The organism is Streptomyces sp. NPDC044106 (assembly GCF_056433985.1).
In genome coordinates this window covers 1-26,326 of sequence record NZ_JBWKFZ010000007.1, presented here as the reverse complement: position 1 = coordinate 26,326, position 26,326 = coordinate 1, and the positions used below count along the sequence as shown (strand labels likewise).

General features: G+C 72.7%; 26 protein-coding genes and 1 pseudogene. 13 read left to right on the top strand and 14 right to left on the bottom strand.

Going from position 1 to position 26,326, the window contains the following annotated elements; translation table 11 throughout:
* The first annotated feature begins 106 nt into the window (after window positions 1-106).
* From AC07DI_RS13875 to AC07DI_RS13865, 3 genes and pseudogenes are all read left to right on the top strand, one after another.
* Window positions 107-559, top strand: a complete 453-nt coding sequence (locus tag AC07DI_RS13875) for a hypothetical protein (RefSeq protein WP_478904824.1) — start codon at window positions 107-109, stop codon at window positions 557-559.
* A pseudogene (locus tag AC07DI_RS13870) lies at window positions 469-776 on the top strand (SDR family oxidoreductase); the annotation flags it as partial. The gene AC07DI_RS13875 and the pseudogene AC07DI_RS13870, both read left to right, overlap by 91 nt.
* A gap of 110 nt (window positions 777-886) precedes the next feature.
* Window positions 887-2,194, top strand: coding sequence for a TerD family protein (locus AC07DI_RS13865; protein WP_478904521.1), 1,308 nt, complete (start codon window positions 887-889; stop codon window positions 2,192-2,194).
* A 4-nt stretch (window positions 2,195-2,198) separates the two neighbouring features.
* Here the strand turns inward: AC07DI_RS13865 and AC07DI_RS13860 are convergent, their stop codons facing one another.
* Window positions 2,199-3,407 (bottom strand): glycosyltransferase, encoded by a 1,209-nt coding sequence (locus AC07DI_RS13860; RefSeq protein WP_478904519.1) that lies wholly within the window; start codon window positions 3,405-3,407, stop codon window positions 2,199-2,201.
* Window positions 3,408-3,465: 58 nt separating this feature from the next.
* On the opposite strand from AC07DI_RS13860, the gene AC07DI_RS13855 reads away from it, so the two are divergent.
* A complete protein-coding gene (locus tag AC07DI_RS13855) occupies window positions 3,466-4,254 on the top strand; it encodes a glutamate racemase (protein WP_384259000.1) in 789 nt (262 codons plus the stop codon).
* Between the two features lie 108 nt (window positions 4,255-4,362).
* The gene (locus tag AC07DI_RS13850) at window positions 4,363-4,911 is read left to right on the top strand and encodes a hypothetical protein (protein ID WP_478904517.1); all 549 of its coding nucleotides are present in this window, start codon (window positions 4,363-4,365) and stop codon (window positions 4,909-4,911) included.
* On the opposite strand, the gene AC07DI_RS13845 is transcribed toward AC07DI_RS13850, so the two are convergent.
* On the bottom strand, window positions 4,892-5,935 hold the full coding sequence (locus AC07DI_RS13845; RefSeq protein ID WP_478904515.1) for an O-antigen ligase family protein: 1,044 nt from the start codon (window positions 5,933-5,935) through the stop codon (window positions 4,892-4,894). The genes AC07DI_RS13850 and AC07DI_RS13845 overlap by 20 nt on opposite strands.
* 241 nt (window positions 5,936-6,176) lie before the next feature.
* Between AC07DI_RS13845 and lnt the strand changes: the two genes are divergently transcribed.
* Window positions 6,177-7,796 carry an apolipoprotein N-acyltransferase gene (gene lnt, locus AC07DI_RS13840; RefSeq protein WP_478904513.1) on the top strand — a complete coding sequence of 540 codons (1,620 nt, stop codon included), beginning with the start codon at window positions 6,177-6,179 and terminating at the stop codon, window positions 7,794-7,796.
* Window positions 7,797-7,844: 48 nt separating this feature from the next.
* Window positions 7,845-8,324 carry an NUDIX hydrolase gene (locus AC07DI_RS13835; protein ID WP_478904512.1) on the top strand — a complete coding sequence of 160 codons (480 nt, stop codon included), beginning with the start codon at window positions 7,845-7,847 and terminating at the stop codon, window positions 8,322-8,324.
* Window positions 8,325-8,380: 56 nt separating this feature from the next.
* Here the strand turns inward: AC07DI_RS13835 and AC07DI_RS13830 are convergent, their stop codons facing one another.
* Window positions 8,381-8,935 (bottom strand): P-loop nucleotide/nucleoside kinase family protein, encoded by a 555-nt coding sequence (locus AC07DI_RS13830; RefSeq protein WP_384258989.1) that lies wholly within the window; start codon window positions 8,933-8,935, stop codon window positions 8,381-8,383.
* Window positions 8,936-9,015: 80 nt separating this feature from the next.
* Here AC07DI_RS13830 and AC07DI_RS13825 point away from each other — a divergent pair, with 80 nt between their 5' ends.
* Window positions 9,016-10,197 (top strand): methyltransferase, encoded by a 1,182-nt coding sequence (locus tag AC07DI_RS13825; protein ID WP_478904510.1) that lies wholly within the window; start codon window positions 9,016-9,018, stop codon window positions 10,195-10,197.
* Between the two features lie 269 nt (window positions 10,198-10,466).
* Window positions 10,467-12,827 (top strand): phosphoketolase family protein, encoded by a 2,361-nt coding sequence (locus tag AC07DI_RS13820; RefSeq protein ID WP_478904508.1) that lies wholly within the window; start codon window positions 10,467-10,469, stop codon window positions 12,825-12,827.
* Window positions 12,828-12,862: 35 nt separating this feature from the next.
* Here the strand turns inward: AC07DI_RS13820 and AC07DI_RS13815 are convergent, their stop codons facing one another.
* Window positions 12,863-13,609, bottom strand: coding sequence for a 2OG-Fe(II) oxygenase (locus tag AC07DI_RS13815; protein WP_478904506.1), 747 nt, complete (start codon window positions 13,607-13,609; stop codon window positions 12,863-12,865).
* Window positions 13,606-14,103 carry a methylated-DNA--[protein]-cysteine S-methyltransferase gene (locus tag AC07DI_RS13810; RefSeq protein ID WP_478904504.1) on the bottom strand — a complete coding sequence of 166 codons (498 nt, stop codon included), beginning with the start codon at window positions 14,101-14,103 and terminating at the stop codon, window positions 13,606-13,608. The genes AC07DI_RS13815 and AC07DI_RS13810 overlap by 4 nt, the downstream gene beginning before the upstream one ends.
* 206 nt (window positions 14,104-14,309) lie before the next feature.
* Between AC07DI_RS13810 and AC07DI_RS13805 the strand changes: the two genes are divergently transcribed.
* Together AC07DI_RS13805 and AC07DI_RS13800 are read left to right on the top strand one after the other, a co-directional pair.
* Window positions 14,310-16,331 carry an oxidoreductase gene (locus AC07DI_RS13805; RefSeq protein ID WP_478904502.1) on the top strand — a complete coding sequence of 674 codons (2,022 nt, stop codon included), beginning with the start codon at window positions 14,310-14,312 and terminating at the stop codon, window positions 16,329-16,331.
* 71 nt (window positions 16,332-16,402) lie between these two features.
* Window positions 16,403-16,936, top strand: a complete 534-nt coding sequence (locus tag AC07DI_RS13800; protein ID WP_384258978.1) for a PadR family transcriptional regulator — start codon at window positions 16,403-16,405, stop codon at window positions 16,934-16,936.
* A 22-nt stretch (window positions 16,937-16,958) separates the two neighbouring features.
* Here AC07DI_RS13800 and AC07DI_RS13795 read toward each other — a convergent pair whose 3' ends face one another.
* From AC07DI_RS13795 to AC07DI_RS13785, 3 genes are all read right to left on the bottom strand, one after another.
* Window positions 16,959-17,195: a hypothetical protein gene (locus AC07DI_RS13795; protein WP_478904500.1), complete on the bottom strand. Its 237-nt coding sequence runs from the start codon at window positions 17,193-17,195 to the stop codon at window positions 16,959-16,961.
* A gap of 122 nt (window positions 17,196-17,317) precedes the next feature.
* On the bottom strand, window positions 17,318-17,824 hold the full coding sequence (locus AC07DI_RS13790) for a hypothetical protein (RefSeq protein ID WP_478904498.1): 507 nt from the start codon (window positions 17,822-17,824) through the stop codon (window positions 17,318-17,320).
* A gap of 177 nt (window positions 17,825-18,001) precedes the next feature.
* Entirely contained in the window at window positions 18,002-18,445 is a 444-nt protein-coding gene (locus AC07DI_RS13785) for a nuclear transport factor 2 family protein (protein WP_384258972.1), read from the bottom strand.
* A gap of 116 nt (window positions 18,446-18,561) precedes the next feature.
* Between AC07DI_RS13785 and AC07DI_RS13780 the strand changes: the two genes are divergently transcribed.
* Window positions 18,562-19,125 (top strand): PadR family transcriptional regulator, encoded by a 564-nt coding sequence (locus tag AC07DI_RS13780; protein WP_478904496.1) that lies wholly within the window; start codon window positions 18,562-18,564, stop codon window positions 19,123-19,125.
* 19 nt (window positions 19,126-19,144) lie between these two features.
* Here the strand turns inward: AC07DI_RS13780 and AC07DI_RS13775 are convergent, their stop codons facing one another.
* The 3 genes from AC07DI_RS13775 to AC07DI_RS13765 all read right to left on the bottom strand — a co-directional run bounded on the left by AC07DI_RS13775 (window position 19,145) and on the right by AC07DI_RS13765 (window position 23,131).
* Entirely contained in the window at window positions 19,145-20,386 is a 1,242-nt protein-coding gene (locus AC07DI_RS13775) for a glycosyltransferase (protein ID WP_478904494.1), read from the bottom strand.
* Window positions 20,387-20,398: 12 nt separating this feature from the next.
* Window positions 20,399-21,988 (bottom strand): GMC family oxidoreductase, encoded by a 1,590-nt coding sequence (locus tag AC07DI_RS13770; RefSeq protein ID WP_478904492.1) that lies wholly within the window; start codon window positions 21,986-21,988, stop codon window positions 20,399-20,401.
* 156 nt (window positions 21,989-22,144) lie between these two features.
* Window positions 22,145-23,131 carry a fibronectin type III domain-containing protein gene (locus AC07DI_RS13765; protein WP_478904490.1) on the bottom strand — a complete coding sequence of 329 codons (987 nt, stop codon included), beginning with the start codon at window positions 23,129-23,131 and terminating at the stop codon, window positions 22,145-22,147.
* Between the two features lie 174 nt (window positions 23,132-23,305).
* On the opposite strand from AC07DI_RS13765, the gene AC07DI_RS13760 reads away from it, so the two are divergent.
* Entirely contained in the window at window positions 23,306-23,980 is a 675-nt protein-coding gene (locus AC07DI_RS13760) for a glycoside hydrolase family 75 protein (protein ID WP_478904488.1), read from the top strand.
* Window positions 23,981-24,053: 73 nt separating this feature from the next.
* Here AC07DI_RS13760 and AC07DI_RS13755 read toward each other — a convergent pair whose 3' ends face one another.
* Genes AC07DI_RS13755 through dhaK form a run of 3 tightly spaced genes read right to left on the bottom strand, consistent with a single transcriptional unit; the run spans window position 24,054 to window position 26,132 of the window.
* Window positions 24,054-24,482, bottom strand: a complete 429-nt coding sequence (locus tag AC07DI_RS13755; protein WP_478904487.1) for a PTS-dependent dihydroxyacetone kinase phosphotransferase subunit DhaM — start codon at window positions 24,480-24,482, stop codon at window positions 24,054-24,056.
* The gene (dhaL, locus tag AC07DI_RS13750; protein WP_478904485.1) at window positions 24,457-25,083 is read right to left on the bottom strand and encodes a dihydroxyacetone kinase subunit DhaL; all 627 of its coding nucleotides are present in this window, start codon (window positions 25,081-25,083) and stop codon (window positions 24,457-24,459) included. The genes AC07DI_RS13755 and dhaL overlap by 26 nt, the downstream gene beginning before the upstream one ends.
* 56 nt (window positions 25,084-25,139) lie before the next feature.
* A complete protein-coding gene (gene dhaK / locus AC07DI_RS13745; protein ID WP_478904483.1) occupies window positions 25,140-26,132 on the bottom strand; it encodes a dihydroxyacetone kinase subunit DhaK in 993 nt (330 codons plus the stop codon).
* Between the last annotated feature and the right edge of the window lie 194 nt (window positions 26,133-26,326).

The window sequence follows — 26,326 nt, the reverse complement described above, 5'->3', positions numbered from 1 at the left end:
CCCGGGGCACCTCGTCCTCGAAGTCGTTGCGTATGCCGCCGATGAGGCATCGAGTCGAGCGGGAGGCCGGTGCCTGATCACCCTGCACGGCGACGGCTCTGTGTCCGTGGCGGACAACGGACGGGGCACCGACACTCGCGTCGACGACCGCGGTCGGATCGTCAAGAAGCCGGTGATGGCGACGGAGGACCTGCGGTTCTTCGGCTCCCCGGACGCGGAGCGGCTTCCGGACGGGCATCCGCGTCGCGGCATGTCCGTCGTGGCGGCGCTCAGTGAGTGGCTGATCCATACCAACCGCCGTCGCGACGGCGCCTGGAGCCAGCGCTATGAGGGCGGTGTTCCAGTGACTGACCTGACGCCTCTGGAGACCGACGGGACCACCGGTACGGTCGTCCACTTCCTTCCCGCCGAGTCGCTCTGCCCGCCGGGGTCGCTGACCGTGGACGCATTGACGCGGTGGACCGCGCGCTGGCCCACCCTGGAGGTCCGCTTCGACAACCGACGCGGCGGTGCGGGCCCTGGCGGGGGGCCAGAACACTCGCCGTCGAGGCGGATCTGAGCGACCCGGCCGTGCTCGCTCGGCTCTTCGACGGCGCCGAGCGTGAGTTGGGGGACGTCACCGCGCTGGTGCTCTGCCATTGCGAGTCGGTCGACTCGGCCTGCTGGACACCACGGTGGAGAGCTTCGACCGGCACTTCGCGGTCAACGCGCGGGCGACCTGGCTGCTGATCCGGGAGTACGGCCTGCGGTTTCGCGGGCAGCACGGCACCGCGCGGGACATGGCCCGGGGTGGTCGTGGACCCGGCCGCAGGCCGCCGGGTAATAGGTTGGTCATGAACGGAAACGGCGGCCCCGCCGGACGCGGCTACTTGTGATGGGGGCGGACATGTCAATGTCTAAAGGATCGAATGTTCCCGTACCGGCACCCGCGGTACGGATCGAACTGGGGTGGGGCGCCGGAGTCGGCGTACCGGACGCCGACGCGTCCGCGCTGCTTCTCTCCTCGTCGGGGAAGGTGCGCTCGGACGCGGACTTCGTCTTCTACAACCAGCCGGCTCATTCCTCCGGAGCGGTGCGGCACGAGGGCAAGCAGCGCTCCGGCACCGGTGTGAGCGATGTCCTTGCGGTCGACCTCGTGCGTGTGGAACCGGAGATCGAGACCGTGGTGCTCGCGGCGTCGGCCGACGGCGGCACCTTCGGGCAGGTGCCCGGTCTGTACATCCGCGTCCTCGACGCGTCCAGCGGCGCCGAACTCGCCCGCTACGACAGCTCGGATGCCACCGTGGAGACCGCCTTCGTCCTCGGCGAGCTCTACCGGCGCCAGGGCGCGTGGAAGTTCCGCGCCGTCGGACAGGGGTACGGCAGCGGCCTCGAAGGCCTCGCGACGGACTACGGCATCTCGGTGGACGAGCCGCAGCAGCCGACGCCCGCTCAGGGCACCCCGGTCGCTCCGGCTCCGGTCTCCCCTCCGGCCCCAGTGGCCCCTCCGGCCCCAGCGCCCCCGGCAGTCCAGGCCCCGCCCGCGCCCGCCGCAGCGCCACCCGCCCCCGCCCCCGTGCGCCTGACCAAAGTCACGCTGACGAAGGACGCTCCTTCCGTCTCCCTGACCAAGCAGGGCGGCACCTCGGGCGGCATGCGCGTCAATCTCAACTGGGAGGTGCGCAAGCAGTTCAAGGGGTGGGGCGCCAAACTCGGCAGAGCCGTCGCCATGCACGCCGACCTCGACCTCGACCTCTGCGCCCTCTACGAACTCGCCGACGGCCGCAAGGGAGTAGTCCAGGCGCTCGGCAACGCCTTCGGAGCGCTGCACCAGCCGCCGTACATCCTGCTCGACGGCGACGACCGCACCGGCGCCGTCGCCACCGGCGAGAACCTCACCATCAACCTCGACCACATCAAGGACTTCCGGCGCATCGTCATCTTCGTGACCATCTACGAAGGCGCGCGCAGCTTCGCCGACCTCAACGCCACGGTCACCCTCCAGCCCCAGCACGGCGCCCCGGTCGACTTCTCCCTCGACGAGTGCACGGTCCCCTCGACCGTGTGCGCGCTGGCTCTGCTCACCAACAACGGCGGCGACCTCGTCGTCCAGCGCGAGGCCCGCTACCTGGTACCGGACCGCGGAGTGAGCCCGCAGCGCACCATCGACCACGTCTACGGATGGGGCATGAACTGGACGCCCGGCAGGAAGTGACCCGTCAGGGCTGCTCGGGCGAGGGCGAGGGCGAGGACGGGGGTTCGGGGGCGGCGGCGTCGGGACGGGCGTACGTACGCCCCTTCCACGCCGCACCGCGCCCCCTGTAGTGCTGCACCGCCGAGTCCACGGTCATCAGGAGGTACAGGAACGCGGTGCCGGGCAGCAGGGGCGCGAGCCAGAGCGGCTGACGGTAGTAGCGCAGCATCGGCAGGTACGTCGCGGTCATCACCAGCCAGGCGAGGCCGCCGGCCACCGCCGCCGCGCGGCTCCCCGTCGCGAGACCGGCGAACAGTGTCACGGGCGGGGCGAGATACACCAGAGCCAGGCCGCCGACCGTGCCGGTCAGCAGCAGCGGATGGTGCCGCAGTTGCGCGTACGCGCTGCGCGACACCATCCGCCACAGGTCACCCAGGCGCGGATACGGGCGCACGCTGTCGACACGTTCGGCGAGCCCGAGCCAGATGTGGCCGCCGGAGCGCTTCACCGCCCGCGCCAGCGCCACGTCGTCGATCACGGCCTGCCGGATGGCGTCCGGGATCCGGGCGCGCTCGGCCGCGTCCGTACGCAGCAGGACGCAGCCGCCGGCCGCCGCGGCCGTCCGCGAACCCCTCCTGCCGACGCGGCGGAAGGGGTAGAGCTGCGCGAAGAAGTAGACGAACGCCGGGACCACCAGGCGCTCCCACACGCTCGCCACCCGCAGCCGGGCCATGAGGGAGACGAGGTCGAAGCCGCCGCCGTGCGCCGCCGCCACCAGCTGGCGCAGGCTGTCCGGCCCGTGGGCGATGTCCGCGTCGGTGAGCAGCAGGTATTCGGGCTCCCGCGCGCGGGCGAGGCCGATTCCGTGGCGCATTGCCCAGAGCTTGCCCGTCCACCCCGTGGGCGGCTCGCCGGGGGAGCCGACGGTCAGGGGCAGGCCGCCGTGGCGCTCGGCCAGCGCGCGGGCCAGCTCGCCCGTACCGTCCGAACTGCCGTCGTCGACGAGGAAGACCTCGGCCCGCCCCGGATAGTCCTGCGCGAGCAGCGAGGGCAGGCTCCGGGGGAGTACGGCCGCCTCGTCGCGGGCGGGGACGACGACACAGACCGACGGCCAGGGGGCCGGGTCCCTGCGCGGTGGCAGACGGACATCCGTACGCCAGAAGAAGCCCTGCCCCAACAACAGCCACAGCCACGCGGCAAGTGATCCGGTGGCGGTCCACGCAACGGCGCTCATCCGCCGAAGTCTGCCCCACGGGACGGTGCCTGTGGGGCCCATCGACTATGGTGACCGGGTGAAGATCGCGCTCATGGACTCCGGTATCGGACTGATCGCCGCGGCGGCCGCGGTACGTCGCCTGCGGCCCGACGTCGATCTCGTACTCTCCTCGGACCCGGACGGGATGCCCTGGGGACCGCGTACTCCGAAGGACCTCACGGGGCGCGCCCTCGCCGTGGCCGAGGCCGCCGCCGCGCACCGCCCCGACGCGCTGATCGTCGCCTGCAACACCGCTTCCGTGCACGCGCTGCCCACGCTGCGGGCCCACCTGGAGCCCGGGATCCCGGTCATCGGGACCGTACCGGCGATCAAGCCCGCGGCCGCGGGCGGCGGCCCCGTGGCCATCTGGGCCACCCCCGCCACCACCGGCAGCCCGTACCAGCGAGGGCTCATCGACGACTTCGCCGGTGGCGTCGACGTCACCGAGGTGCCCTGCCCCGGCCTCGCCGACGCCGTGGAGTACGCGGACGAGAAGGCCATCGACGAGACGATCGCCGCCGCCGCGGCCCTCACACCGCCCGATGTAAGGGCCGTCGTCCTGGGCTGCACCCATTACGAGCTGGTCGCCGAGCGCATCCGCGCCGCCGTCCAGCAGCCCGGTCTGCCGCCCCTGGTCCTGCACGGCTCGGCCGGCGCGGTGGCCGCCCAGGCGCTGCGCAGGACCGGAGCGCTCGCCGGCACGAACGCCACGGCCGCGCCGCCCGGTCTCACCGTTCTGCTCAGTGGCCGCGAGGGGCAGTTGCCGCCCTCGGCGCTCGCGTACGCGGAGGGGCGCATGCTCGCGGCGGTCAGCCCGGCGCTCTGAGGGCCCGCCTTCGGCGTCCGGCCCGTCCTCTGCCGGGCTCTGCTCCGCGCCAGTGATCACCGTGAGTGATCGGGTGGCTTCGTGGGGGATTCTGAGTAGTCTCGAAGCATGAGGGACCAAGCCCCGGGCGAGCGGGCCGCTTCCGACAGCCCGCTCGAAGTCTGGACCGGACGCGCGACCAACCGCGCCCAGTGGCTCCTGGCCTGTGCCGGCGCCGCCTGTGTGGCGCTCGGCGTCGAGCTCGCCGTGGACTCCATGTGGACCTCCGGCATCGCCCCGCTGGTCATGTCCGTGGTGGGCTGTATCACCGTCGGGCTCCTGATGCTCTTCGGGACGCTCGCCTTCGTGCACGTGGCGGTGAAGGTCGACGAGGACTACCTCGAGGTGCGCTGCGGCCATCTGGGACTGCCGCGCCGCCTCATCCCGCTCTCCCACGTCGTCGGCGCCGACTTCGCGCCCGCCGTCACCCCTCGGCAGTGGGGCGGCTGGGGCTACCGCTGGCGGCCCGAGAAGGGCACCGCCGTCGTGGTCCGGCGCGGCGAGGGGATGGTGCTCAGCCTGGGCGACGGCCACAAGTTCACGGTGACGGTGGACAACGCCGAGGCGGCGGTGCGCGTCATCCGGGCCCGCCTCGGCCTCAAGGACAGCGGGTCCTGACCGGACGTTCCGGGCCGTCCCGTACGTTGTCGCCCAGCGGCCGCGCCGTGGCGATCCCGGCGAGGAGCCCCGCACCCGTCGTCACCGTCGTCACGCTCAGGGCGTTGCCCACCGCCGCCACGGCGGTCAGCGCCGTCAGGGCCGTGCCCGCCGACAGCACGACCTGGGTGGTGCCGGGCGAACGCCACAGGGCGAACAGCAGCCAGCAGAACACCGCGGCCAGCAGTGCCACCCCGACAAGACCCTGCTCCGACGCCTGCTGCAACGGCGCCGAATGCGGCTTCCCGTCCGTCGGCAGGTCCTCGGCGACCACCGGCCTCACCTCGCCGAACCGCCCAGGACCCACGCCCATGGCGGGGTCCCGCTCCGCGAGACCCAGCGCGTCCTGCCACAGCAGCACACGGTGGCGGCCGAGCCCGCCCTCCACGGGAGCCGCGAGCCCGTCCGGCAGCGCGTCGTCGGCCACCGCGATGCAGACACCGGTGACCAGCACCGCCACGACCGCGAGCCCGGCGAGGCCCAGCGTCCTGCCGCGCATCCGGGCCGCCGCGAGCGAGCAGAGCAGCACCAGGGCGGCGCCCGCGCACCCGACCGGTGAGCCGAGCACCGCCGCGGCGACCGCGATCCCCGCGGCGAGCAGCCGCAGCGCGCGGCGGGCCGCGGGAGTCCGGGCCGCCCACGCCGCGCAGCAGGCCGCACCCGCCGCAAGGATCAGCAGGGCGGCCGTGGCACCGCCGTGGCCCGAAGAAGAGGGGCCCGCCGCGGAGTGCGGCGCGGCCACCGCGAGCCCGAGCCCCGCGAGCGCCCCCGCACAGGGCGCGGCGACGGGAAGCAGCGCCCCGCGGATCCGTCCGCCCGAGTAGCCCGCCGCTACGGCGAGGACCGCGAGGAGCAGACCCTCGGGGCTGCCGCCGTGCACACCCGCGGTGATCAGCGCCCAGGCGGCGCACGCGCCGAGCAGCGCGCCACCCGTCGCGTCGGACGCGCTCCGCCGTTCCCGCGCCGCTGCCGGACCCGCCGGCACAGCCGTCCCCGTCGCCCCCACCCCGTCGCCCCCCGGTGTATGCCGGACCCCACCGGCACGGACCGCCCCACGATGGCGTGGACCGGCCGGGCCACGGGGGCCCGGCCACACGCTAACGGCTGGCGCCCCGCTGTGGGGCCAGTCGTGCGGAAACGATTCCGCGAACGCGGTCGCGAGCACCCCTCGCCGCCTGGGCCGACCGACCTGTCGGCGCCCGGCTGAGGCGCCGTACACTCCCCGGGTGACCGCCACCACCGCCCCCGTAGAGCCGGATCAGCTCGATCCCCAGCCCCCGCGGGCCGCCCGCGCCGCACGCGCCCTGCGACGGCTCGTGCCCGCCGCCGTGGCGGCCCTCTCCGGAGTGCTGCTCTACGTCAGCTTCCCGCCCCGCACCCTGTGGTGGCTGGCGCTCCCCGCCTTCGGGCTCCTCGCCTGGTGTCTGCACGGCCGTACCTGGAAGGCGGGCCTCGGCCTCGGCTACCTCTTCGGCCTCGGCTTCCTGCTCCCGCTCCTCGTATGGACCGGCGTCGAGGTCGGCCCCGGCCCGTGGCTCGCGCTCGCCGCCGTGGAGGCGGTCTTCGTCGCCCTGGTAGGCGCGGGCATCGCGGCCGTCTCACGGCTGCCCGGGTATCCGCTCTGGGCGGCGGCCCTGTGGGTCGCGGGCGAGGCGGCACGCGCGCGCGTGCCGTTCAACGGCTTCCCCTGGGGCAAGGTCGCCTTCGGTCAGGCGGACGGCGTCTTCCTGCCGCTTGCCGCGCTCGGCGGCACTCCCGTGCTCGGCTTCGCCGTCGTCCTCTGCGGCTTCGGCCTCTACGAGACCTTCCGCCAGGTCCGCCGCATCCGCGACGCGCGCGGCGCCCGCACCGTGCGCCGCGGGGCGGCCGCCGCGGCGGTGCTCAGCGTGCTCGTCCCGGTGGGCGGCGCGTTCGCCGCGCTCGCGTTCGTCAGCGACAAGGCCGAGGACGGCACCGCGACCATCGCAGCGATCCAGGGCAACGTCCCGCGCGCGGGACTCGACTTCAACGCGCAGCGCCGCGCCGTACTGGACCACCACGTGCGCGAGACCGAACGCCTTGCCGCCGAAGTGAAGGCGGGCAAGGCCAAGCACCCGGACCTGGTCCTGTGGCCGGAGAACTCCTCCGACGTCGACCCGTTCACCGACCCCGAGGCGCGCCGCGCGATCGAGCGCGCGGTGGCGGCGATCGGAGTGCCGGTCTCCATCGGCGGCGTCGTCGAGAAGGAGGACGGCAAGCTCTACAACGAGCAGATCCTCTGGGACCCGAGGAAGGGCCCCACGGACACGTACGACAAGCGGCAGATCCAGCCCTTCGGCGAGTACATCCCGCTGCGCTCCCTCATCAGCTCGTTCAGCAGCGACGTCGACAAGGTGCGCCAGGACTTCAGCCGCGGCACCGAGCCCGGCGTCTTCACCATGGCCGGCACCCGGGTGGGCATCGCGACCTGTTACGAGGCCGCCTTCGACTGGGCCGTGCGCGACACCGTCACCCACGGCGCGCAGATCATCTCGGTGCCCAGCAACAACGCCACCTTCGACCGCAGCGAGATGACCTATCAGCAGCTCGCCATGTCCCGGATCCGCGCGGTCGAGCACAGCCGCGCCGTCGCGGTGCCGGTGACCAGCGGAGTCAGCGCCGTGATCATGCCGGACGGCAAGGTCAGGGCGAAGACGACGTGGTACACCGCCGACTCGCTCGTCGAGGAGGTGCCGCTGCGCTCGTCACGGACCCCCGCCACCCGGCTGGGCGTCCTGCCCGAGGGCGTTCTGGTGCTGATCGCCGCGGGCGGGCTCGGCTGGGCCGTGACGTCGGCGGTGCGGATCCGGCGCACCGCGCAGCCGTAATCCTTGGTCCGGGCAGGGGCAATGACGCGGCGCCGTTAGGGTCGGAGCATGGCTACTCCCGACTTCATCCATACGATCCGGGCCGCCGCGGGCCAGCAACTGCTCTGGCTCCCCGGAGTCACCGCCATCGTCTTCGACGACGAGGGAAGAGTGCTGCTCGGGCGGCGCTCCGACAACGGCAGGTGGTCCGTGATCGGCGGCATCCCGGACCCGGGTGAGCAGCCCGCGGAGTGCGCGGTGCGCGAGGTGTACGAGGAGACGGCCGTGCACTGCGTGCCCGAGCGGGTGGTCCTGGTGCAGGCGCTGGAGCCGGTCACCTACGACAACGGCGACATTTGCCAGTACATGGACATCACCCTGCGCTGCCGTGCCGTCGGCGGCGAGGCCCGGGTGAACGACGACGAGTCGCTGGAGGTGGCGTGGTTCGACGTGGACGCGCTGCCCCGGCTGCACGAGTTCTCGCTGTTCCGGATCAAGCAGGCGATGGCGGACGGCGCCACCTGGTTCGAGCCGGCTCCGCAGCGGTGAGCGAGGACGCCGACCCGCCGGTCCGGGAATCCCCCCGTCGCCCTACGACGCGGACGTCACCCCGGTCCTCGAACCGCCGGATTCAGCTCTTGGCTCTTGACGGTTTCCGCGATGCGCAGCGCGGCCTCGGCGGGGGTGAGGTGCGTCGTGTCGACGACTTCGGCCTCGGCGTGCAGCCAGGTGCGGGCCGCCTCGGCGTAGGGCTCGACGTGGGCGTGGCGGAACGAGGAAGGGCCGAGCGCGGTGTCGCCGTCGATGCGCGCGCGGAGGGCGTCCTGGTCGGCGTGGAGGACGAAGTGGAGTACGGGGATCCCGTGTTGGGCGAGACCCGAGCTGATCTCGCGCCAGTACTGCTCGACCAGGACGGTCATCGGCATCACCAGGGTGCCGCCGGTGTAGTCGAGCACCTGGCGGGCGGTCTCGACGACGAGCGGCCGCCACGGCGGCCAGTGCTGGAAGTTGCCCGTCCAGGGCAGCCCCGGTCTGATGTCCATCAGCGTCTCGCCGACCTTCTCGGCATCGAACACCCGTGAGTCCGGCAGGAGTTGCTGCACCAGTGCGGCGGTCGTCGTCTTGCCCGCGCCATGGGTTCCGTTGAGCCATACGATCATGACGTCGACCGTAGTGGCGTCCCGGCCGCGGGTCTGTGCCGATCGTGACACAAAGGACTCTCCGTTAGCCTGAGAGCACGATGAACCGTTTGAGCACGTCATGGGGCGCGTACGACCTCACCCGCTACCCGGAGGACCCCCGCGAGCAACTGCGCGCCTGGTCGGCGGCGGACGCCTACCTGCTGCGGCACCTGGCGGGGGAGGAGGGCGCCGCGACCGTCGACCTCCGCGGACCGGAGCCCGAAACCGTGGTCGTCGTCGGGGACCGATGGGGCGCCCTGACCACCGCACTCGCCGGGCACGCGCGCGTGCCCGTGCAGATCACCGACTCCTTCCTCGCCCAGCAGGCCACCCGGGCCAACCTCGCGCGGGCCGGCCACGCGCCGGACTCGGCGCGGCTCCTGACGACCAGGGACGCACCGCCCGCACGCGTCGACGTACTCCTGGTCCGCGTACCGAAGAGCCTCGCGCTCCTGGAGGACCAGCTGCACCGGCTCGCGCCCGCCGTGCACGAGGGCACCCTCGTCGTCGGTACGGGCATGGTGACCGAGATCCATACGTCGACCCTTGAGCTCTTCGAGCGGATCATCGGGCCGACCAGAACCTCACTGGCCCGGCAGAAGGCGCGGCTGATCTTCAGCACCCCGGACCCGGAGCGCACGCCGGAAGCCAACCCCTGGCCCGGCCGCTACGTGCTGCCCGCCGACTCCGGCGCCGGCGCCGGCCTCACCGTCGTCAACCACGCGGGCATCTTCTGCGCCGACCGGCTCGACATCGGCACCCGCTTCTTCCTCAAGCACCTGCCCCGCGCCCGCGGCGGCGCCCACGTCGTCGACCTCGGCTGCGGCAACGGCGTGCTCGGCACCGCCGCATCCGTCGCGGACCCCGACGCCACGGTGACCTTCATCGACGAGTCGTTCCAGGCCGTCGCCTCCGCCGAGGCCACCTTCCGGGCCAACGCCGCCGACGGTGCCAAGGCGCACTTCGTGGCGGGCGACGCCCTCGCGGCCGTGGCGCCGGGGACGGTGGACCTCGTCCTGAACAACCCGCCCTTCCACAGCCACCAGGCCACGACCGGCGCGACCGCCCGCCGCATGTTCACCGGAGCCCGCGCCGCGCTGCGCCCCGGCGGCGAGCTGTGGGTCATCGGCAACCGCCACCTCGGCTACCACGTGAAGCTCCGCAAGCTCTTCGGCAACGCCGAGGTCGTGGCGAGCGACCCCAAGTTCGTCCTGTTGCGGGCGGTCAAGAGCGGCCACTGACGCCGCCCGGCGCCGGTCCGCTGTGCCGCCCGGCGCCGTCCCGCCGTACCGCCCCGCTCCGGCGCGCCCGGTGGCGGGCCTCCCGCACGGCTGATGTGCTGGATGCGGCATCAGCCGTTCCGCACGGCCGACGCCGACGCTGACGTGTGACGAAGCGCAGGCCGCGTCCCGTACGACTGACCCGCCGCTCGCGTGGAACCCGAGCAGCAGCGCGCCGTACCCCGTACCCGAAACGGTCGTACGCCCCGACACTGCGAGGAGAGAACTCCGTGGCACCCCTGGCAAAGGACCACCTGGCGGCACTCGACGCCCATTGGCGGGCGGCGAACTATCTGGCCGCCGGTCAGATCTACCTGATGAGCAACCCGCTGCTGAGGGAGCCGTTGCGGCCCGAGCACATCAAGCCGCGCCTGCTCGGGCACTGGGGCACCTCTCCCGGCCTCAACCTCGTCCACACCCACCTCAACCGTGTCATCAAGGAACGCGACCTGGACACGCTGTGCATCTGGGGTCCCGGGCACGGGGGCCCGGCCGTGCTGGCCAATTCCTGGCTGGAGGGCTCCTACGGCGAGGTCTACCCCGACATCACGCGGGACGGGGCGGGCATGGCGAAGCTGTTCCGCCAGTTCTCCTTCCCCGGCGGCGTGCCGAGCCACGTGGCACCCGAGACACCCGGCTCGATCCATGAGGGCGGCGAGCTGGGCTACTCCCTGGCCCACGCCTATGGTGCCGCGCTCGACAACCCGGACCTGCTGGTCGCCTGTGTGATCGGGGACGGGGAGGCGGAGACCGGACCGCTGGCCGGCTCCTGGCACGCCAACAAGTTCCTCGACCCCGTCCACGACGGCGCCGTCCTGCCGATCCTCCACCTCAACGGCTACAAGATCGCCAACCCCACCGTCCTCGCCCGGCTGCCCGAGGACGAACTCGACGCGCTGCTGCGCGGCTACGGCCACGAGCCCGTCCACGTGAGCGGCGACGACCCCCTCACCGTCCATCAGGCGATGGCCACGGCCATGGACCAGGCACTCGACAGCATCGCCGCCATCCAGCGGGCCGCCCGCAGCGACGGCGTGCCGGAACGCCCGCGCTGGCCGGTGATCGTGCTGCGCACACCCAAGGGCTGGACCGGGCCGAAGACTGTGGACGGCGAGCCCGTCGAGGGCACCTGGCGCGCCCACCAGGTCCCGCTCTCCGGAGTCCGCGACAACCCCGACCACCTGCGGCAGCTGGAGGAGTGGCTGCTCTCCTACCGCCCGCGCGAACTCTTCGACGAGGACGGCCGCCCCACCCAACAGGTCCGCTCCTGCCTTCCGGAGGGTGACCGTCGGCTCGGTGCCACCCCGCACGCCAACGGCGGACGCCTCACCCGGCCGCTGCCCCTGCCACCGCTGGAGAGGTTCGCCGTGCCCGTCGACAAGCCGGGCACGACCCTGCACGAGCCGACCCGGATCGCCGCCGCTCTGCTCGAACAGGTCATGGCCGACACCGCGGAGCGCCGCGACTTCCGTGTGGTGGGCCCCGACGAGACCGCCTCCAACCGGCTCGACGCGCTCTACGAAGCCACCGGCAAGGCCTGGCAGGCCCGCACCCTGGACACCGACGAACACCTCGCCCGCGACGGCCGGGTCATGGAGATCCTCTCCGAACACCTCTGCCAGGGCTGGCTGGAGGGCTACACCCTCACCGGCCGCCACGGCCTCTTCTCCTGCTACGAAGCGTTCGTTCACATCATTGATTCCATGGTCAACCAGCACATCAAATGGCTGAAGACCTCCCGCGAACTGCCCTGGCGCGCCCCCGTGCCCTCCCTGAACTACCTCCTGACCTCGCACGTGTGGCGCCAGGACCACAACGGCTTCTCCCACCAGGACCCCGGCTTCGTCGACCACGTCCTCAACAAGAGCCCGCACGTCGTCCGCGTCTACCTCCCCCCGGACGCCAACACCCTGCTGTCGGTGACCGAACACGTGCTGGACAGCCGCGACTACGTCAACGTCGTCGTCGCCGGCAAACAGCCCTGCTTCGACTGGCTCACCCTCGATGAGGCCCGCGCCCACTGCGCACGCGGCGCAGGCGTCTGGGAATGGGCCGGCACCGACCACGGCGCGCGGGAACCCGACGTGGTCCTGGCCTGCGCGGGCGACGTGCCCACCCAAGAGGTCCTGGCCGCGGCGGCGCTGCTGCGCGAGCATCTGCCCGACCTCGCCGTGCGCGTCGTCAACGTCGTCGACATCGCCCGCATGATGCCCCGCGAGGAACACCCGCACGGCATGGCCGACGCCGAATACGACGCCCTCTTCACCCCCGACAAACCAGTGATCTTCGCCTACCACGGCTACCCCTGGCTCATCCACCGCCTGGCCTACCGCCGCACCGGCCACGCCCACCTGCACGTGCGCGGCTACAAGGAGGCGGGCACCACGACCACGCCGTTCGACATGGTCGTGCGCAACGACCTCGACCGCTACCGCCTCGTCATGGATGTCATCGACCGCGTCCCGGGACTCGCCGTACGCGCGACAGCGGTGCGCCAGGCCATGGCCGACGCCCGCACCCGCCACCACTCCTGGATCCGCGAGCACGGCATCGACCTCCCCGAGGTCGCCGACTGGACCTGGCCCTTCTGAAGCTGGACCCGGCCTTTCTGAAGGGGGAGCAGCGCCTACGCCGCGTCGTGGAAGACCAGCCCCAGGGACCGGCGCAGGCCCGACCGCACCGTGCTCACCCCGTGCCGCACCGGTCCCGCCGACCACCCGCGTGCGGTGCGGACCGGGCGGTCGCGGGTGGTGAAGATCAGGCCGTGGCCCTGTCGGAGGACGGTCGAGGTGCCCCGTGACTGCGCCCGCGGCCGCTGTTCGACGAGGAGGAACTCGCCGCCCGTGTAGTCGGTGCCCTGTTCGTCCAGGCCGATGACGACCTGAAGCGGGAAGACCATGTCGCCGAACAGGTCGCGGTGCAGGGCGTTCCAGTCGCCCTCCTCGTAGCGGAGGAGGATCTGGGCGGACCTGGTCTGGCCCGCCGTGTGGCACCGGTCGAGCCACTCCTTAAGGGAGTCGGGCCAGGGCGCCGGGCGGCCAAGGCGCTCCGCCCAGTCGCGGGCGACGGTGAGCAGGTGCGGGTAGAGCGCGGCGCGCAGTGCGGCGACGGGGGAGGGGAGCTCGTGGGTGAAGTAGCGGTACTGCCCGGAGCCGAAGCGGTGCCTGGCCATGTCGACCGTGGAGCGGAACAGCGTGGGGTCGTCGTAGAGCGCGGCGACGTCGCGGCACCCGGCCGGGTCGAGCAGCCTCGGTGTGAGAGCGCAGCCGTGCGCGTCGAGCTCGGCGGCGAGCGCCGGCCAGTCCGCCGAGTCGACCGCGGCGGCGAGCGCCGGGTCGGCCGCCGCGCCGGGCGTCCGTGCGGCCGTGGTCATGCCGCCTCCAGGTCGAGGAGTCGCCGCTTGCTCTCCAGGCCGCCCGCGTACCCGGTCAGGGAGCCGTCGGCGCCGATCACCCGGTGGCAGGGGCGCACGACGAGCAGCGGATTGCGGCCGATGGCGCTGCCCAGGGCGCGGACCGCCACGCGGGAGAGGCCGAGCTGCTCGGCGAGCCGCCCGTACGTGGTCGTGGTCCCGTAGGGGACGGTGTCAAGGGCGTCCCAGACCCTGCGCTGGAATTCCGTGCCCGCCCCGGTGGCGTACTCGATGTCGAAGTGGGTCAGGTTCCCGGCGAAGTACGCGCGCAGCTGCGTGCTGATCACCTCGAACGCCTCGGCGTCGCGCACCCAGCCGTCCAGGACGACGGCGCCGCCCTTCTGGCCCGGCATCGACAGGGAGGCCAGCGCGGTGCCGCCCTTGGCGGTGGCCGACTCCTCGCCCACCAGGAGCAGCTCGCCCAGCGGGCTGTCGGTCGTCGTGTAGACGGTCATCGGACTTCTCCTCGGTCGTGCCGCGTTCCCTGCGGTTCTCTGTGCTGACAGGGACCAGTCTGCGTCGCGCGCGCGAGCGCGGCTGGCGGGATTCGGACATCGCGCTGCGTGCGAAGGTCCACGCGACCACCTTTATGCAACTAGTTGCATAAGCGCTTGCTTCTGGTCTACAACTGTCCTGTAGACACCGCGTACGGAGGGGCCGCATGAGCCGTTACCCGAACCTGCTGAACCCGCTCGACCTGGGCTTCACGACCCTGCCCAACCGGGTCCTGATGGGCTCGATGCACGTCGGCCTCGAAGAGGCCCCCAACGGCTTCGAGCGGATGGCGGAGTTCTACGCGACCCGTGCGCGCGGCGGCGTCGGCCTCATCGTCACCGGCGGCATCGCCCCGAACGAGCTGGGCCGCCCCTGGGACGGCGGCGCCAAGCTGACCACCGAGGCGGAGGCGGCGGAACATGCGGCCGTCACGGCGGCGGTGCACGCCGAGGGCGGCAGGATCGCGATGCAGATCCTGCACTTCGGCCGGTACGCCTACCACGACAAGCTGGTCGCGCCCAGTGCGATCCAGGCGCCGATCAGCCCCTTCGTGCCCCGCGCCCTCACCGACGACGAGGTCGAGCAGACCGTCGAGGACTTCGTGCGCGCCGCCGAGCTCGCCAGGCTCGCGGGCTACGACGGCGTCGAAGTCATGGGCTCCGAGGGCTACTTGATCAACGAGTTCATCGCGGCCCCCACCAATCAGCGCACCGACCGCTGGGGCGGCGCCTACGAGAACCGCATCCGCTTCCCCGTAGAGATCGTCCGGCGCATACGCGAACGCGTCGGCGCGGACTTCATCATCATCTACCGCCTCTCCATGCTGGACCTCGTCCCCGGCGGCTCGACCCTCGAAGAGGTCGTCCACCTGGCCAAGGAGATCGAGGCCGCGGGCGCCACGATCATCAACACCGGAATCGGCTGGCACGAGGCACGCATCCCCACCATCGCGACCTCCGTGCCGCGCGGCGCGTACACCTTCGTCACGAAGAAGGTCATGGGCGAGGTCTCCGTCCCGCTCGTCACCACCAACCGCATCAACACCCCCGAGATCGCCGAGCAGTTGCTCGCCGACGGCGCCGCCGACATGGTCTCCCTGGCCCGGCCGCTCCTCGCCGACCCCGACTTCGTCGCCAAGGCCGAGGCCGAGCAGTCCGAGGCCATCAACACGTGCATCGGCTGCAACCAGGCATGCCTGGACCACACCTTCAACCTGCAGATCACCTCCTGCCTGGTCAACCCGCGCGCCTGCCACGAGACCGAACTCGTGCTCTCGCCCACCCGCACCAAGAAGCGCCTCGCCGTCGTCGGCGCCGGGCCCGCCGGGCTCGCCTTCGCCGTCTCGGCGGCCGAGCGCGGCCATGACGTCACCCTCTTCGACGCGGCCCCCGAGATCGGCGGCCAGCTGAACGTCGCCCGCAAGGTGCCGGGCAAGGAGGAGTTCGACGAGACCCTGCGCTACTTCCGCACCCAGCTCGCGCTGCGCGGCGTCGACGTCCGCCTGAACACCGTCGTCACCGCCGACGACCTCGTCCGGGCCGCGTACGACGAGGTGGTCGTCGCCGCCGGCGTCACGCCTCGCATCCCCGAGATCCCCGGCATCGACCACCCGAGCGTCGTCGGCTACCTCGACGTGCTGCGCGACGGAGCGCCGGTGGGGGAGCGGGTCGCGATCATCGGCGCTGGCGGCATCGGCTTCGACGTCGCCGAGTTCCTCACCGACGGCGGCGAGAAGGCGAGCCTGGACCCGGCGACGTACTTCCGGCAGTGGGGCGTCGACATGGACTACCGCGAGCGCGGCGGTCTGACCAAGCCCGAGCGGCCGACGCCGCCGCGCACCGTCCACCTGCTCCAGCGCAAGACGTCCAAGATCGGCAAGGACCTCGGCAAGACGACCGGCTGGATCCACCGCACCGAGCTGCGCCACCGCGGCGTCGCGATGGTCGCGGGCGCCAGCTACGACCTGATCGACGACGCGGGCCTGCACATCACCGTGGACGGCCAGTCGTCCGTGATCCCCGTCGACACGGTGGTGCTCTGCTCCGGGCAGGAACCGCGCCGCGACCTGCACGAGGAGCTCGTCGCGGCCGGTGTCGCCGCACATCTCATCGGGGGCGCCGACGTTGCCGCCGAGCTGGACGCCAAGCGCGCCATCAAGCAGGGCACGGAGCTGGCCGCGGCGCTGTGAGAACGTGGCCGCGTGGTCCCCTCCGGGCCGCGCGGCCACGTCCGCGCGCCGCCCGTCCCTAGGATTGCCCCATGTCACTCCCGCACGCGATCCTCACCGCCCTCCTGGAGAAGCCGTCGTCGGGCCTCGAACTGACCCGCAGGTTCGACAAGTCGATCGGCTACTTCTGGTCGGCCACGCACCAGCAGATCTACCGGGAGCTCGGCAGGCTGGAGCGCGACGGGGCCATCCGCGCGCTGCCGCGGCAGGGGGCCGCACGCGGCCAGAAGAAGGAGTACGAGGTGCTGCCCGCCGGCCGCGCCGAACTGGCCCGCTGGACGGCCGCGAGCCAGGACCCGAAGCCCATGCGTGACACCCTCCTGCTGCGGCTGCGCGCCGCAGCGGTCGTCGGGACGGCGGGCGTCCAGGAGGACCTGCGCCGCCATCTCGACCTGCACAGGCGCCAGTTGGCCGAGTACGAGGAGATCGAACGGCGCGACTTCCCGCCGGGGAAGGACGCCGTCGAGGACCGGCTGCGCCACCTCGTGCTGCGCGCAGGCATCGACCTGGAGACGTTCTGGACCCAGTGGCTCACGCGGGCGATCGAGGAACTTCAGGAGCCGTAGCGGGAACGGGCCTGCGCGCCGGTCACCGGCCGAGCGTCGGCTCCCGCGGGTCCCACTCCTCGGGCCGGACGGCGTGCGCGGCGCACACGGTGAGCCCGATGTCGTCGACGATCCGCCGCAAGCCCTTCGGGTCGCCGAGCACGTCGTACGCCTCCAGGGCGCCGTACCCCACACCGGCGAGGCGGCGCAGCGTCCCCTCCCGGTCGGCGACGAGCTGATCGCGCACGGTGTAGAGCTGAACGCTGAGCGGTCGTGGCATGAACGCGCCCTCCCCTGTCGGCTGGGAGGACGGTAAGGCGGTTCAGTGGGGCGGGCAAGGGCGCGTGGGGTGCGGCTGCCGCCCACCTTTCCCCGCGAAAGGTGGGCGGCACCGGACCCGGGTCAGGGGCGGCCGGCGGTTCCTCGCCGGCGCAGGTACCAGACGCCGCCGGTCGAGGCCGCGGCGACCAGCGTCCCGCCGACGACGAGCGTGAGCGTGCCCCGGTCCTCGCTGCCGCCGCCGATCCCACCGCGGACGCCGCGTGCGGGCGCGGTCGTCGACGAGGACGTGGGCGCGGACCCGACGGTGACGGTACGGGGCCCGGCGGATGTGCCGTCCTTGCAGGTGACGAGCACGGTGTAGGAACCGGCGCCGACGTTCTGCCACGAGGCGCTGCCGTTGGTCAGCGCCACCTGCCGCCCTCCGGCGAAGCTGGCGTTGGCGGCGCCCATCAGGGAGGCGGTGCCGCCTCCGGTGCCGCACGCGGTGGTGGTGGCCCGCACGGTGGATCCGGCGGCGGTGACGGTGAGGTCGTCGCCCGCGAACGCCGACGGAGCACCCAGGGCCAGCGGCAGCGAGGCGGCGGCGACGGTCAGGCCGGCACGGACGCATATCTGAGTAGTACGCATGAGTCTGCCCTCCGGTGACACGGGAGGCGGTACAACCCATGCGCCGCCGAGAGTCGGGGGATCGCCCGTGCTACCTGACGAAGAGCCAACGTGCCGGGAGCGGCGACCGCATGCGGGTTGAGGCCGGGCAGGTGACGGAATCCTTCGTCCGGCGCAGAGCGGCACCACCGGGTCAGGTCACTGCGGGGCCGGGACCAGGCCTGCTTCGACGAGGCCCGCGTGCACCGCCTGCCCGAGGGCGTGCACCGCGGATTGCGGGCGGACCATCACGGTGAACTCCTTGATCCGGCCCTCCTCGTCGAAGTGCAGCAGATCGATGCCATGGACCTCTTTCCCGTTCACGGTGGTGCGGAACAGCAGGACGTCCGACTCCGCCACGGTGCCGTCGGCGCTGGTCTGCGCCTCGCCCGCGTACCCGCCGACGTACCGGAAGTCCTCGAACGTCCGCAGCAGGACACCGAAGAGGCCGAGAACCATAGGGCGGCCTTCGAAGGGCGTGAACTTCACCGGGCTGTAGAGGCGGACGTCCGGCGTGAACAGTTCTTCCAGCGCGCCGAGGTCGCGCCGCTCGACGACGGCGCGGAAGCGCGCGGCCGTCGGGTGCGTCGTGGTTCCCGTCATGGTTCCTCCCGAAATCCTGCGGCGGCGCACCGCGCCGCCATAGTCATGAATCTGAGTAGTCACATGCATGACTATGATGAGGGGGCGAGGTGACGGAAGGGAAGGGGAAACGGACGATGGCTCTTCGGCACGCGGTGCTCGCGGCGCTCCTTGACGGCGAGTACAGCGGCTATCAGCTGGCCAAGGGTTTCGACATCGGCGTGGCCAACTTCTGGCACGCGCTGCCCCAGCAGCTCTACGCCGAACTGACGAGGCTGGAGAGCGAAGGCCTGGTCACCGGGCGGGAGGTGGTCCAGGAGGGCCGCCCCAACAAGCGGCTTTTCAAGGTCACCGACGACGGCCTCGCCGAGATGGAGCGGTTCGCCGCCCGCGCCGCGAAGCCGTCCTTCATCCGCGACGATCTGCTGGTCAAGGTGCAGGCCGTCGACGGTGTCGCCGCCGCACCGGTGATCGAGCAGCTCACGGAGCGCGCCGCGGTGGCCGACGCGAAGATCGAGGCCCTGGAGAAGTTCCTCGTACGGCTGCGGGGTGACGCAAAGGAGGACGACTTCCTGCGCACCGGCGAGCGGATCGGCCCCTACCTGACGTGCCTGCGCGGACTCGCCTTCGAGCGGGAGACCCGCGACTGGTGCCGACGCACGACGGCGCTGCTGACCGAGCGGGCCGCCGCCGTTTCCTGACCGCTGCCTCCGGCCGCCACTACCCGAGCCTTTCGAGGGTCTCTACGACCCGGCGGGCGCCGTCCTCGCGGCCGAGTGCGAGCGCCGTCCCCTCGGCGCGGGAGCGCAGGACCGGGCTGTGCACGGCGGTGGTGATCGCCTGCGCGAGGCCGGACGCGGTCAGACGCTGGAAGCGCGGCGGACGCGGCGAAAGGCCCAGCGCGTGGACGCGGTTGGCCCAGAAGTGCTGGTCCAGCTGGACCGGTACGGGAACGGCGGGGGTACCCGCGCGCAGGGCGGCCGCGGTGGTGCCGGCGCCCGCGTGGTGGATCACGGCGGCCGTCCGCGGGAACAGCCAGTCGTGCGGGACCTCGCCCACCGTGATCACGTCGTCGTTCTCGACGCGCAGCCCGCTCCAGCCCGCCTGCACGATGCCGCGCACCTTCGCGCGGCGCATGGCCTCGGCGAGCAGCGAGCTCAGCCGCTCGGCCTCGGCGGTGACGAAGCTGCCGAAACCGGCGAAGACCGGCGGCGGCCCGGCGGCGAGGAAGTCGAGGAGCCGCGGTTCGGGCTGCCAGCCGGGCGGGGCCTCGGGCCACCAGTAGCCGCACACCTCGTGCCCGGCGGGCCAGTCCGCCGGTCGGGGAACGATCCGCGGACTGAAGCCGTGCAGGACACCACGCCCGCGCGGCAGACCCAGCGGGCCGCCGAACCGCCGGCGCGGCAGCCCGAGTTCGCGGCGCAGGGCGGTGACGGCGGGGGCGAAGATCTGCTCACTGCCGAGCCACAGGGCGTGCCCGGCCAGCCGGTTGCCGTACGGGCCGAAGGTGCGGGCGCTCGTGATCATCGGGGGATAGGCGCCGGTGGGGCGGACCGGCTGGAGGTAGACACCGAGGCTCGGCAGCCCCAGCGCCTCACCGAGCGCCGCGCACGCCGGGTCGGTGACCGTCGAACTCAGCACCACATCGGCGCCTTGGCGCACGGCGGCCACGACCCCGTCGGTCAGCCGGGGCATGAACGCCCGTGTCATCCGCATCAGCCGCGCGAGGGCCACCGGCGGGCTGACGGCCCGGGCGAGACCCTGACCGTCCTGCGAGGCCAGCTCCTTCAGCGGGTCGACGGGCAGCGGCCGGAAGCCGAGTCCGTGGGCGGTCACCGCCCGCTCGAAACGTTCATGAGTGGCCAGCGACACTTCGTGGCCCGCCGCGCGCAGCCGCACGCCCAGTCCGGTGTACGGGGCGACGTCGCCCCAACTCCCCGCTGTCACGATCAGTACGCGCACGGCGCCAGCATGTCAGACGACGGGCCCCGGTTCCGACCCCGGCGGACGCCGCGTGCCGCTCCCGCGGATCAGGTCCGCGGCCTTCTCCGCGATCATCATCGTGGCCGTGTTCGTGTTGACCGACACGATCGTGGGCATCACCGAGGCGTCCACCACCCGAAGACCCCGCAGGCCGCGCACGGTCAGGTCCGGAGCCACGACCGCGTCGGGTCCCGTGCCCATCGCGCAGGTGCCCACGGGGTGGAAGTACGGACCGACGGCCGCGGCGAGGTAGCCCCGCAGCCCGGCCTCGTCGGTGACGTCCGCCCCGGGAAGCACCTCGCGCGGGCGCCACCGGGCGAAGGGCGGCGCCGCCGCGATCTCCCGTGCCGTCCCGATGCCCTTCAGCATGCGCCGCACATCCGTCTCGCGGCCCAGATAGTCCGGGTCGATCAGAGGCGGGGCCTGCGGGTCGGGACCGGCCAGCCGTACCGATCCGCGGCTGTCGGGCACGGTGGCCACGGCCAGGGTGAATCCGTTGGCCGGGACCGGCATCGTCGGTGGGTGGTACGGCACGTGGATGCAGAGCAGTTGCATGTCCGGGCCCTGCGCGCGGGCGTCACTGCGCCATGACAGGGACGTCTCGGCGAGGCTGGTCTGCGCGGGGGGCAGGGGGCGGCCGGCTTCGTGGACGACGGGGCACAGCGGATGGTCGTGCAGGTTGCGGCCGACGCCGGGCAGGTCGTGGCGGACCGTGATGCCCGCCTGCCGCAGCTCGTCGGCGGGGCCGATGCCGGAGAGCAGCAGGAGGCGTGGCGAGTCGACGGCCCCGCAGCTGACGATCGTCTCGGCCCTCGCGCGCACGGTGTGCCGCATGCCGTGGCGCTCGATCTCCACGCCGGTGCAGCGGTCGCCGCCGCGCTCGTCGTCGAAGAGCAGGCGCAGCGCGCGGGATCCGGTCGAGACGGTGAGGTTGAGCCGGTCGTCCCTGGCCGGGTGGAGGTAGGCGTGCGCGGCGCTCTGGCGGCGTCCTCCCGCGATGTTCACGTCGTGCCATCCGACGCCTTCCTGATCGACGCCGTTGAAGTCGTCGGTCCTCGGGTGGCCGACCGAGGCGGCGGCGTCGACGAAGTCCTGGGAGAGGGGGTGGCCGCCCTCCCGCGCGGTCTCCGGCGACAAGGGCCCCTCGGCGCCGCGGAACTTCGGGTCCTTGCCGTGGACGGTCTCCATGCGCCGGAAGTACGGCAACGTCTCGTCGAAGCCCCAGCCCGTGCACCCCAGGGCCGCCCAGCGGTCGTAGTCGGCGCGGTGTCCGCGCAGGTGGATGAGGCCGTTGATGGCGCCCGAGCCGCCCAGCGTGCGCCCCCGCGGAAAGGCCCGCGCGGTCCCGTCGGCGCCGCCCTGCCGGACCGTGCTGTAGCCGTAGTCGACCTCGGAGCCCTGGAGCGCGGGCCAGGCGGAGGGCACCGCCAGCTCCGCCTTGCTGTCCTCCCCTCCCGCCTCGAGAAGAAGCACCCGGGCCCGCCCGTCCTCGGACAGCCTGGCCGCCAGCACACAGCCGGCCGACCCCGCCCCCACCACGATGTAGTCCCACTCACCGCACAACGTCCGCGCCTCCCTCATGACCGTCCCGCTCCTGCCGCCCAGGCCTCCGGGTCGGCGCCAACTACCCCTGGATGCAAGCAAGTTGGTCGAGAGCGCTTCCGATTGTGTCCGACCTCGACGGGATCGGCCGCGGACATCACAGAAGTCGACTCCTGTACCGGGCCCGCCCGGCGCTCATCCCGTCGTGACCGTCCGCTCGGGCGAGTAGCCGCCCCACGTGCCGTCGGGCAGCTTCGGGCGGATCCTCACCCGGTGCCGCTCCCCGGTCTTCCTGCCGATGTAGAAGCTGTGCTCGGCCTTGTCGCGCGGTGCCGTGCCGCCGAAGACGAGTGAGGTGACGGTGCGGCCGTCCAGCTGGATCTGGTACTCCGCCACGGCGCCGCCGGTGCGCGGTGGCGTCCAGGACAGGTCGATGTAGTACGCGCCGTCCGCGCGGTGCGTGCGGGCCCGGAAGCCGGTGGGCGCGGTGCCGCGGCCCGAGCCCTTGCCCGTGGTGGTGAGGCGGACCTCGGGGCTCGCGGGGGAGAAGTTGTCGGCGGCGTCGCGGGCCTTGACCGTGAAGGTGTAGGTGGTGCCCGGCCGCAGCCCGGTGACCAGCGTCGCGGTCTGGTTCCCGCCGACGCTGTGGATCTTCGAACCGGCCTGGTAGATCTCGTACGAGGCCACGCGCTCGTCGTCCGACGACGTCCCCCAGGTCAGCATCGCCGCGCTGCTTCCCTCGGCCCTGCCCGTCGGGCGCGCGGGGCGGGACGGGGGCTCGTGGTCCGCCGCGGTCGCGGCCGGCATCGTGACCGAGAGCCGCTTGCTGTCCTCGCTGACGTTCCCCTCGGCGTCGCGGGCGCGCACGGTGAAGGTGTACGTGGCGGACGGCTTGAGGCCGACGACGTCCACCATGAGCTCCCTGCCCGGCACCGTCTTCACCTTCCTGGCGTCGCGGTACACCTCGTACCCGGTGACGTCCGTGTCGTCGACGGCCTGGTTCCACATGACGTGGGCGGTCGTCGAACTGCCCGCCTGCACGGTGACGCCGCGGGGTGCCGCCGGCGGGTTGGTGTCCTTGGTGTCGCTGCCGCTCCACGCACAGCCGCCCAGCGCGACCGCGGTCGCGGCCATGGCGGTCAGCAGGGCGGGAGGGGTGGACAGGTGGGGCGTCCGTCGCACGGTGCTGCCTTCCACTCGACGGCATTGGTCCGGACCTATTTGACACAGGTGACGAGGGCACATCAAGAGGTGGGGCGTGGGCCGTCCGGACCCTGATCGGCGGACAAGGGCATGGGCCGGGGCGCAAACTGGGATATCCCTCTCGTGCGTAACAGATTCAGGTGTCGTGGAGCGGTGTTCCTGGTCGCCGCGGCCGGTGTGGTCGGCGCTGCCCTGCCGCCCCCCGCCCCGTACTCCGCCGCCCAGCGGTCACCCGCAAGCGAGGGGACGGTGCGCGCCGCCGACCTGCTGGCCCGCACGCGCGGTTGCACGAAGATCTCGCAGGGCGAGTACCGCACCGACGACGGCGCCCCCGCCGACGTCCCGGTCTGCGGTACGCCGAACGCGGTCTTCTGGAAGGCCGACATGGACATCGACTGCGACGGGCAGCCGACCCAGGCCTGCAACCGCCGCACCGACCCGCTGTTCCTCGACACCACGACCTACCAGCAGTCCGACGGCCGCCAACTGAACGCCCAGCAACTGCCCTACGTCGTCGTGCCCGGACCCAGCCAACGCTGGAACCACCTCGCGCACGGCATCACCGGCGGCACCGTCGCCGCCGTCGTCCACCGCGACAGTGTGCTGTACGCCGTCGTCGGCGACACCGGCCCCACCGAGCTCATCGGCGAGGCGTCGTACGCGGCGGCCGCGGCGCTCGGCATCCCGCCCGACCCCCGGACGGGCGGCGCGGCCTCCGACGTCACGTACATCTTCTTCAAGGGTTCCAAGGCCGTCCCGATCGAGAGCCACCAGGACGCGGTCGACCGGGGCGACGCGCTGGCCCGGCAGTTCGTGCGGGGCGACTAGCCACGCGGAGGAACTGCTTGCGCCGAGGGCGCGTGCCGGGCGTCGGGGCGCGGGCGGGAGTTCAAAGACAGGCTCAGACCTTCCGGTAGGTGTACGCCTCGGTCGCCGCGGCCTCGACCGCGGCGAGCCCCGCGCCAGCCGACGCGGTCACCACGGCCGCCACCGCGCCCTCCACGAAGGGGGCGTCCACCAGGCGGGCGCCGTCCGGGAGTTCGTCACCCTCGGCGATCAGGGCCTTCACGGTGAGGACCGCGCTGCCGAGGTCGGTGAGGATCGCGACGCCCGCGCCGCGGTCGACCCGCGCCGCCGCCGCCGAGATCAGCTCGGCGCTGGTGCCGAGGCCGCCGTCCGGCGTTCCACCGGCGGCGGCCACCGGTGCGGTGGCCCCGCCGCCCGCCAGGCCCGTGGCGAGCGCGGCGACCGCCTCGGCGAGGGGACCGCTGTGGGAGACGAGGACGATGCCGACCAGCGGGCCGTCAGCCACGGCCGGCCTTCCGGCCATCGTCGCCCTCCGCGGTCTCGGCCAGCGCCTCGAACAGCAGCGCCGCCGACGTCGCGCCCGGGTCCTGGTGGCCGATGCTGCGCTCGCCCAGATAGCTCGCGCGCCCCTTGCGCGCCTGCAGCGCAGTCGTGGCCAGGGCGCCGTGGAGCGCGGCCTCCCGCGCCGCGTCGAAGGATTCCTCCAGCGCGTCGAGCGCGGGGAAGAGCGCGTCCAGCATCGTCTTGTCGCCGGGCGCGGCGCCGCCGAGCGCGGCCACCGCGTCGACGCCGGTCCGCAGCGCCTCGGCGAACCCCGCCCTGTCGACCTCCGCGGCGTCGCCGAGCGCCTTTCCGGTGCGGCGCAGCAACGTGCCGTAGAGCGGCCCCGAAGCACCACCGACGGTCGAGATCAACCGGCGCCCCGCCAGCACGAGGACGGCGCCGGGCGTGTCCGGGGCCTCCTTCTCCAGGACGTCCGCGACGGCGGTGAACCCGCGCCGCAGATTGCTGCCGTGGTCGGCGTCGCCGATGGGCGAGTCCAGCTCCGTGAGCCGGTCGGCCTCACGGTCGACGGCGGCGGCAGTGGCCGTCAGCCAGCGGCGGAAGAAGTCGGCGTCGAGCACGGGGTCTCCTTGCGTTGTCGGGCCGGTTGCCGTGCGTGCGGAGGCGTCCCGGAGCGTCAGGCGCCCCAGCGCAGGCCCGGGGTGCGGACCGGCGCGTCCCACAGCCGCAGCAGCCCCTCGTCGACCTGGCACAACGTCACCGAGGCTCCGGCCATGTCCAACGAGGTCACGTAGTTGCCGACGAGGGTGCGCGCCACGGGGACGCCGCGTTCGATGAGGACGCGCTGGACCTCGGCGTTGAAGCCGTACAGTTCGAGCAGGGGCGTGGCCCCCATGCCGTTGACGAGGACGAGGACCGGATTGCGCGGGTCGAGGTCCTCCAGTACGGCGTTGACCGCGAAGTCGGCGATCTCGTGCGAGGTCATCATGGGCCGCCGCTCGCGCCCCGGCTCGCCGTGGATACCCACTCCCAACTCCAGCCTGCCTGGCGGGAGTTCGAAGGTGGGGATGCCCTTGGCCGGTGTACTGCACGCGCCGAGTGCGACGCCGAAGCTGCGCGCGTTCTCGTTGACCTGCCGGGCGACGGCCTCGACCCGCTCGAGCGGCATGCCCGCGTCGGCGGCAGCGCCCGCCAGTTTCTCCACGAAGAGGGTGGCGCCGGTACCGCGCCGCCCCGCGGTGTAGAGACTGTCGGTGACTGCCACGTCGTCGTCGACGAGCACCTTGGCCACCTGGATGCCCTCGTCCTCGGCGAGCTCCGCGGCCATGTCGAAGTTGAGCACGTCACCCGTGTAGTTCTTCACGATGAAGAGGACGCCCGCCCCGCTGTCGACGGCGGCCGCGGCCCGCACCATCTGATCGGGCACGGGTGAGGTGAACACCTCGCCCGGACACGCGGCCGACAGCATCCCCGGCCCCACGAACCCGCCGTGCAGCGGCTCGTGCCCGGATCCACCGCCCGAGACGAGCGCGACCTTGCCCTCGACCGGGGCGTCCCTGCGCACGATCACGCGGTTCTCGACGTCGACCGTCAGCTCGGGGTGCGCGGCGGCCATCCCGCGCAGCGCGTCGGCGACGACGGTCTCGGCGACGTTGATGAGCATCCTCATGGGTGCCTCCTAGTGGGTCTGCGACAGGCGCCGGAGCCGCGGCGGACCGTCAAGGGACTCGCAGCTTCGTAACACCGCGACGGAGAACCGCCCGCCCCTCTAGGGGGCGTCTTCAAAGATCGTCTTGCGTGATGGATCATGTTTGCCGTGGTGCGCCGTCATGAACTCTCCGATGATGAATGGGCCGTGCTGTC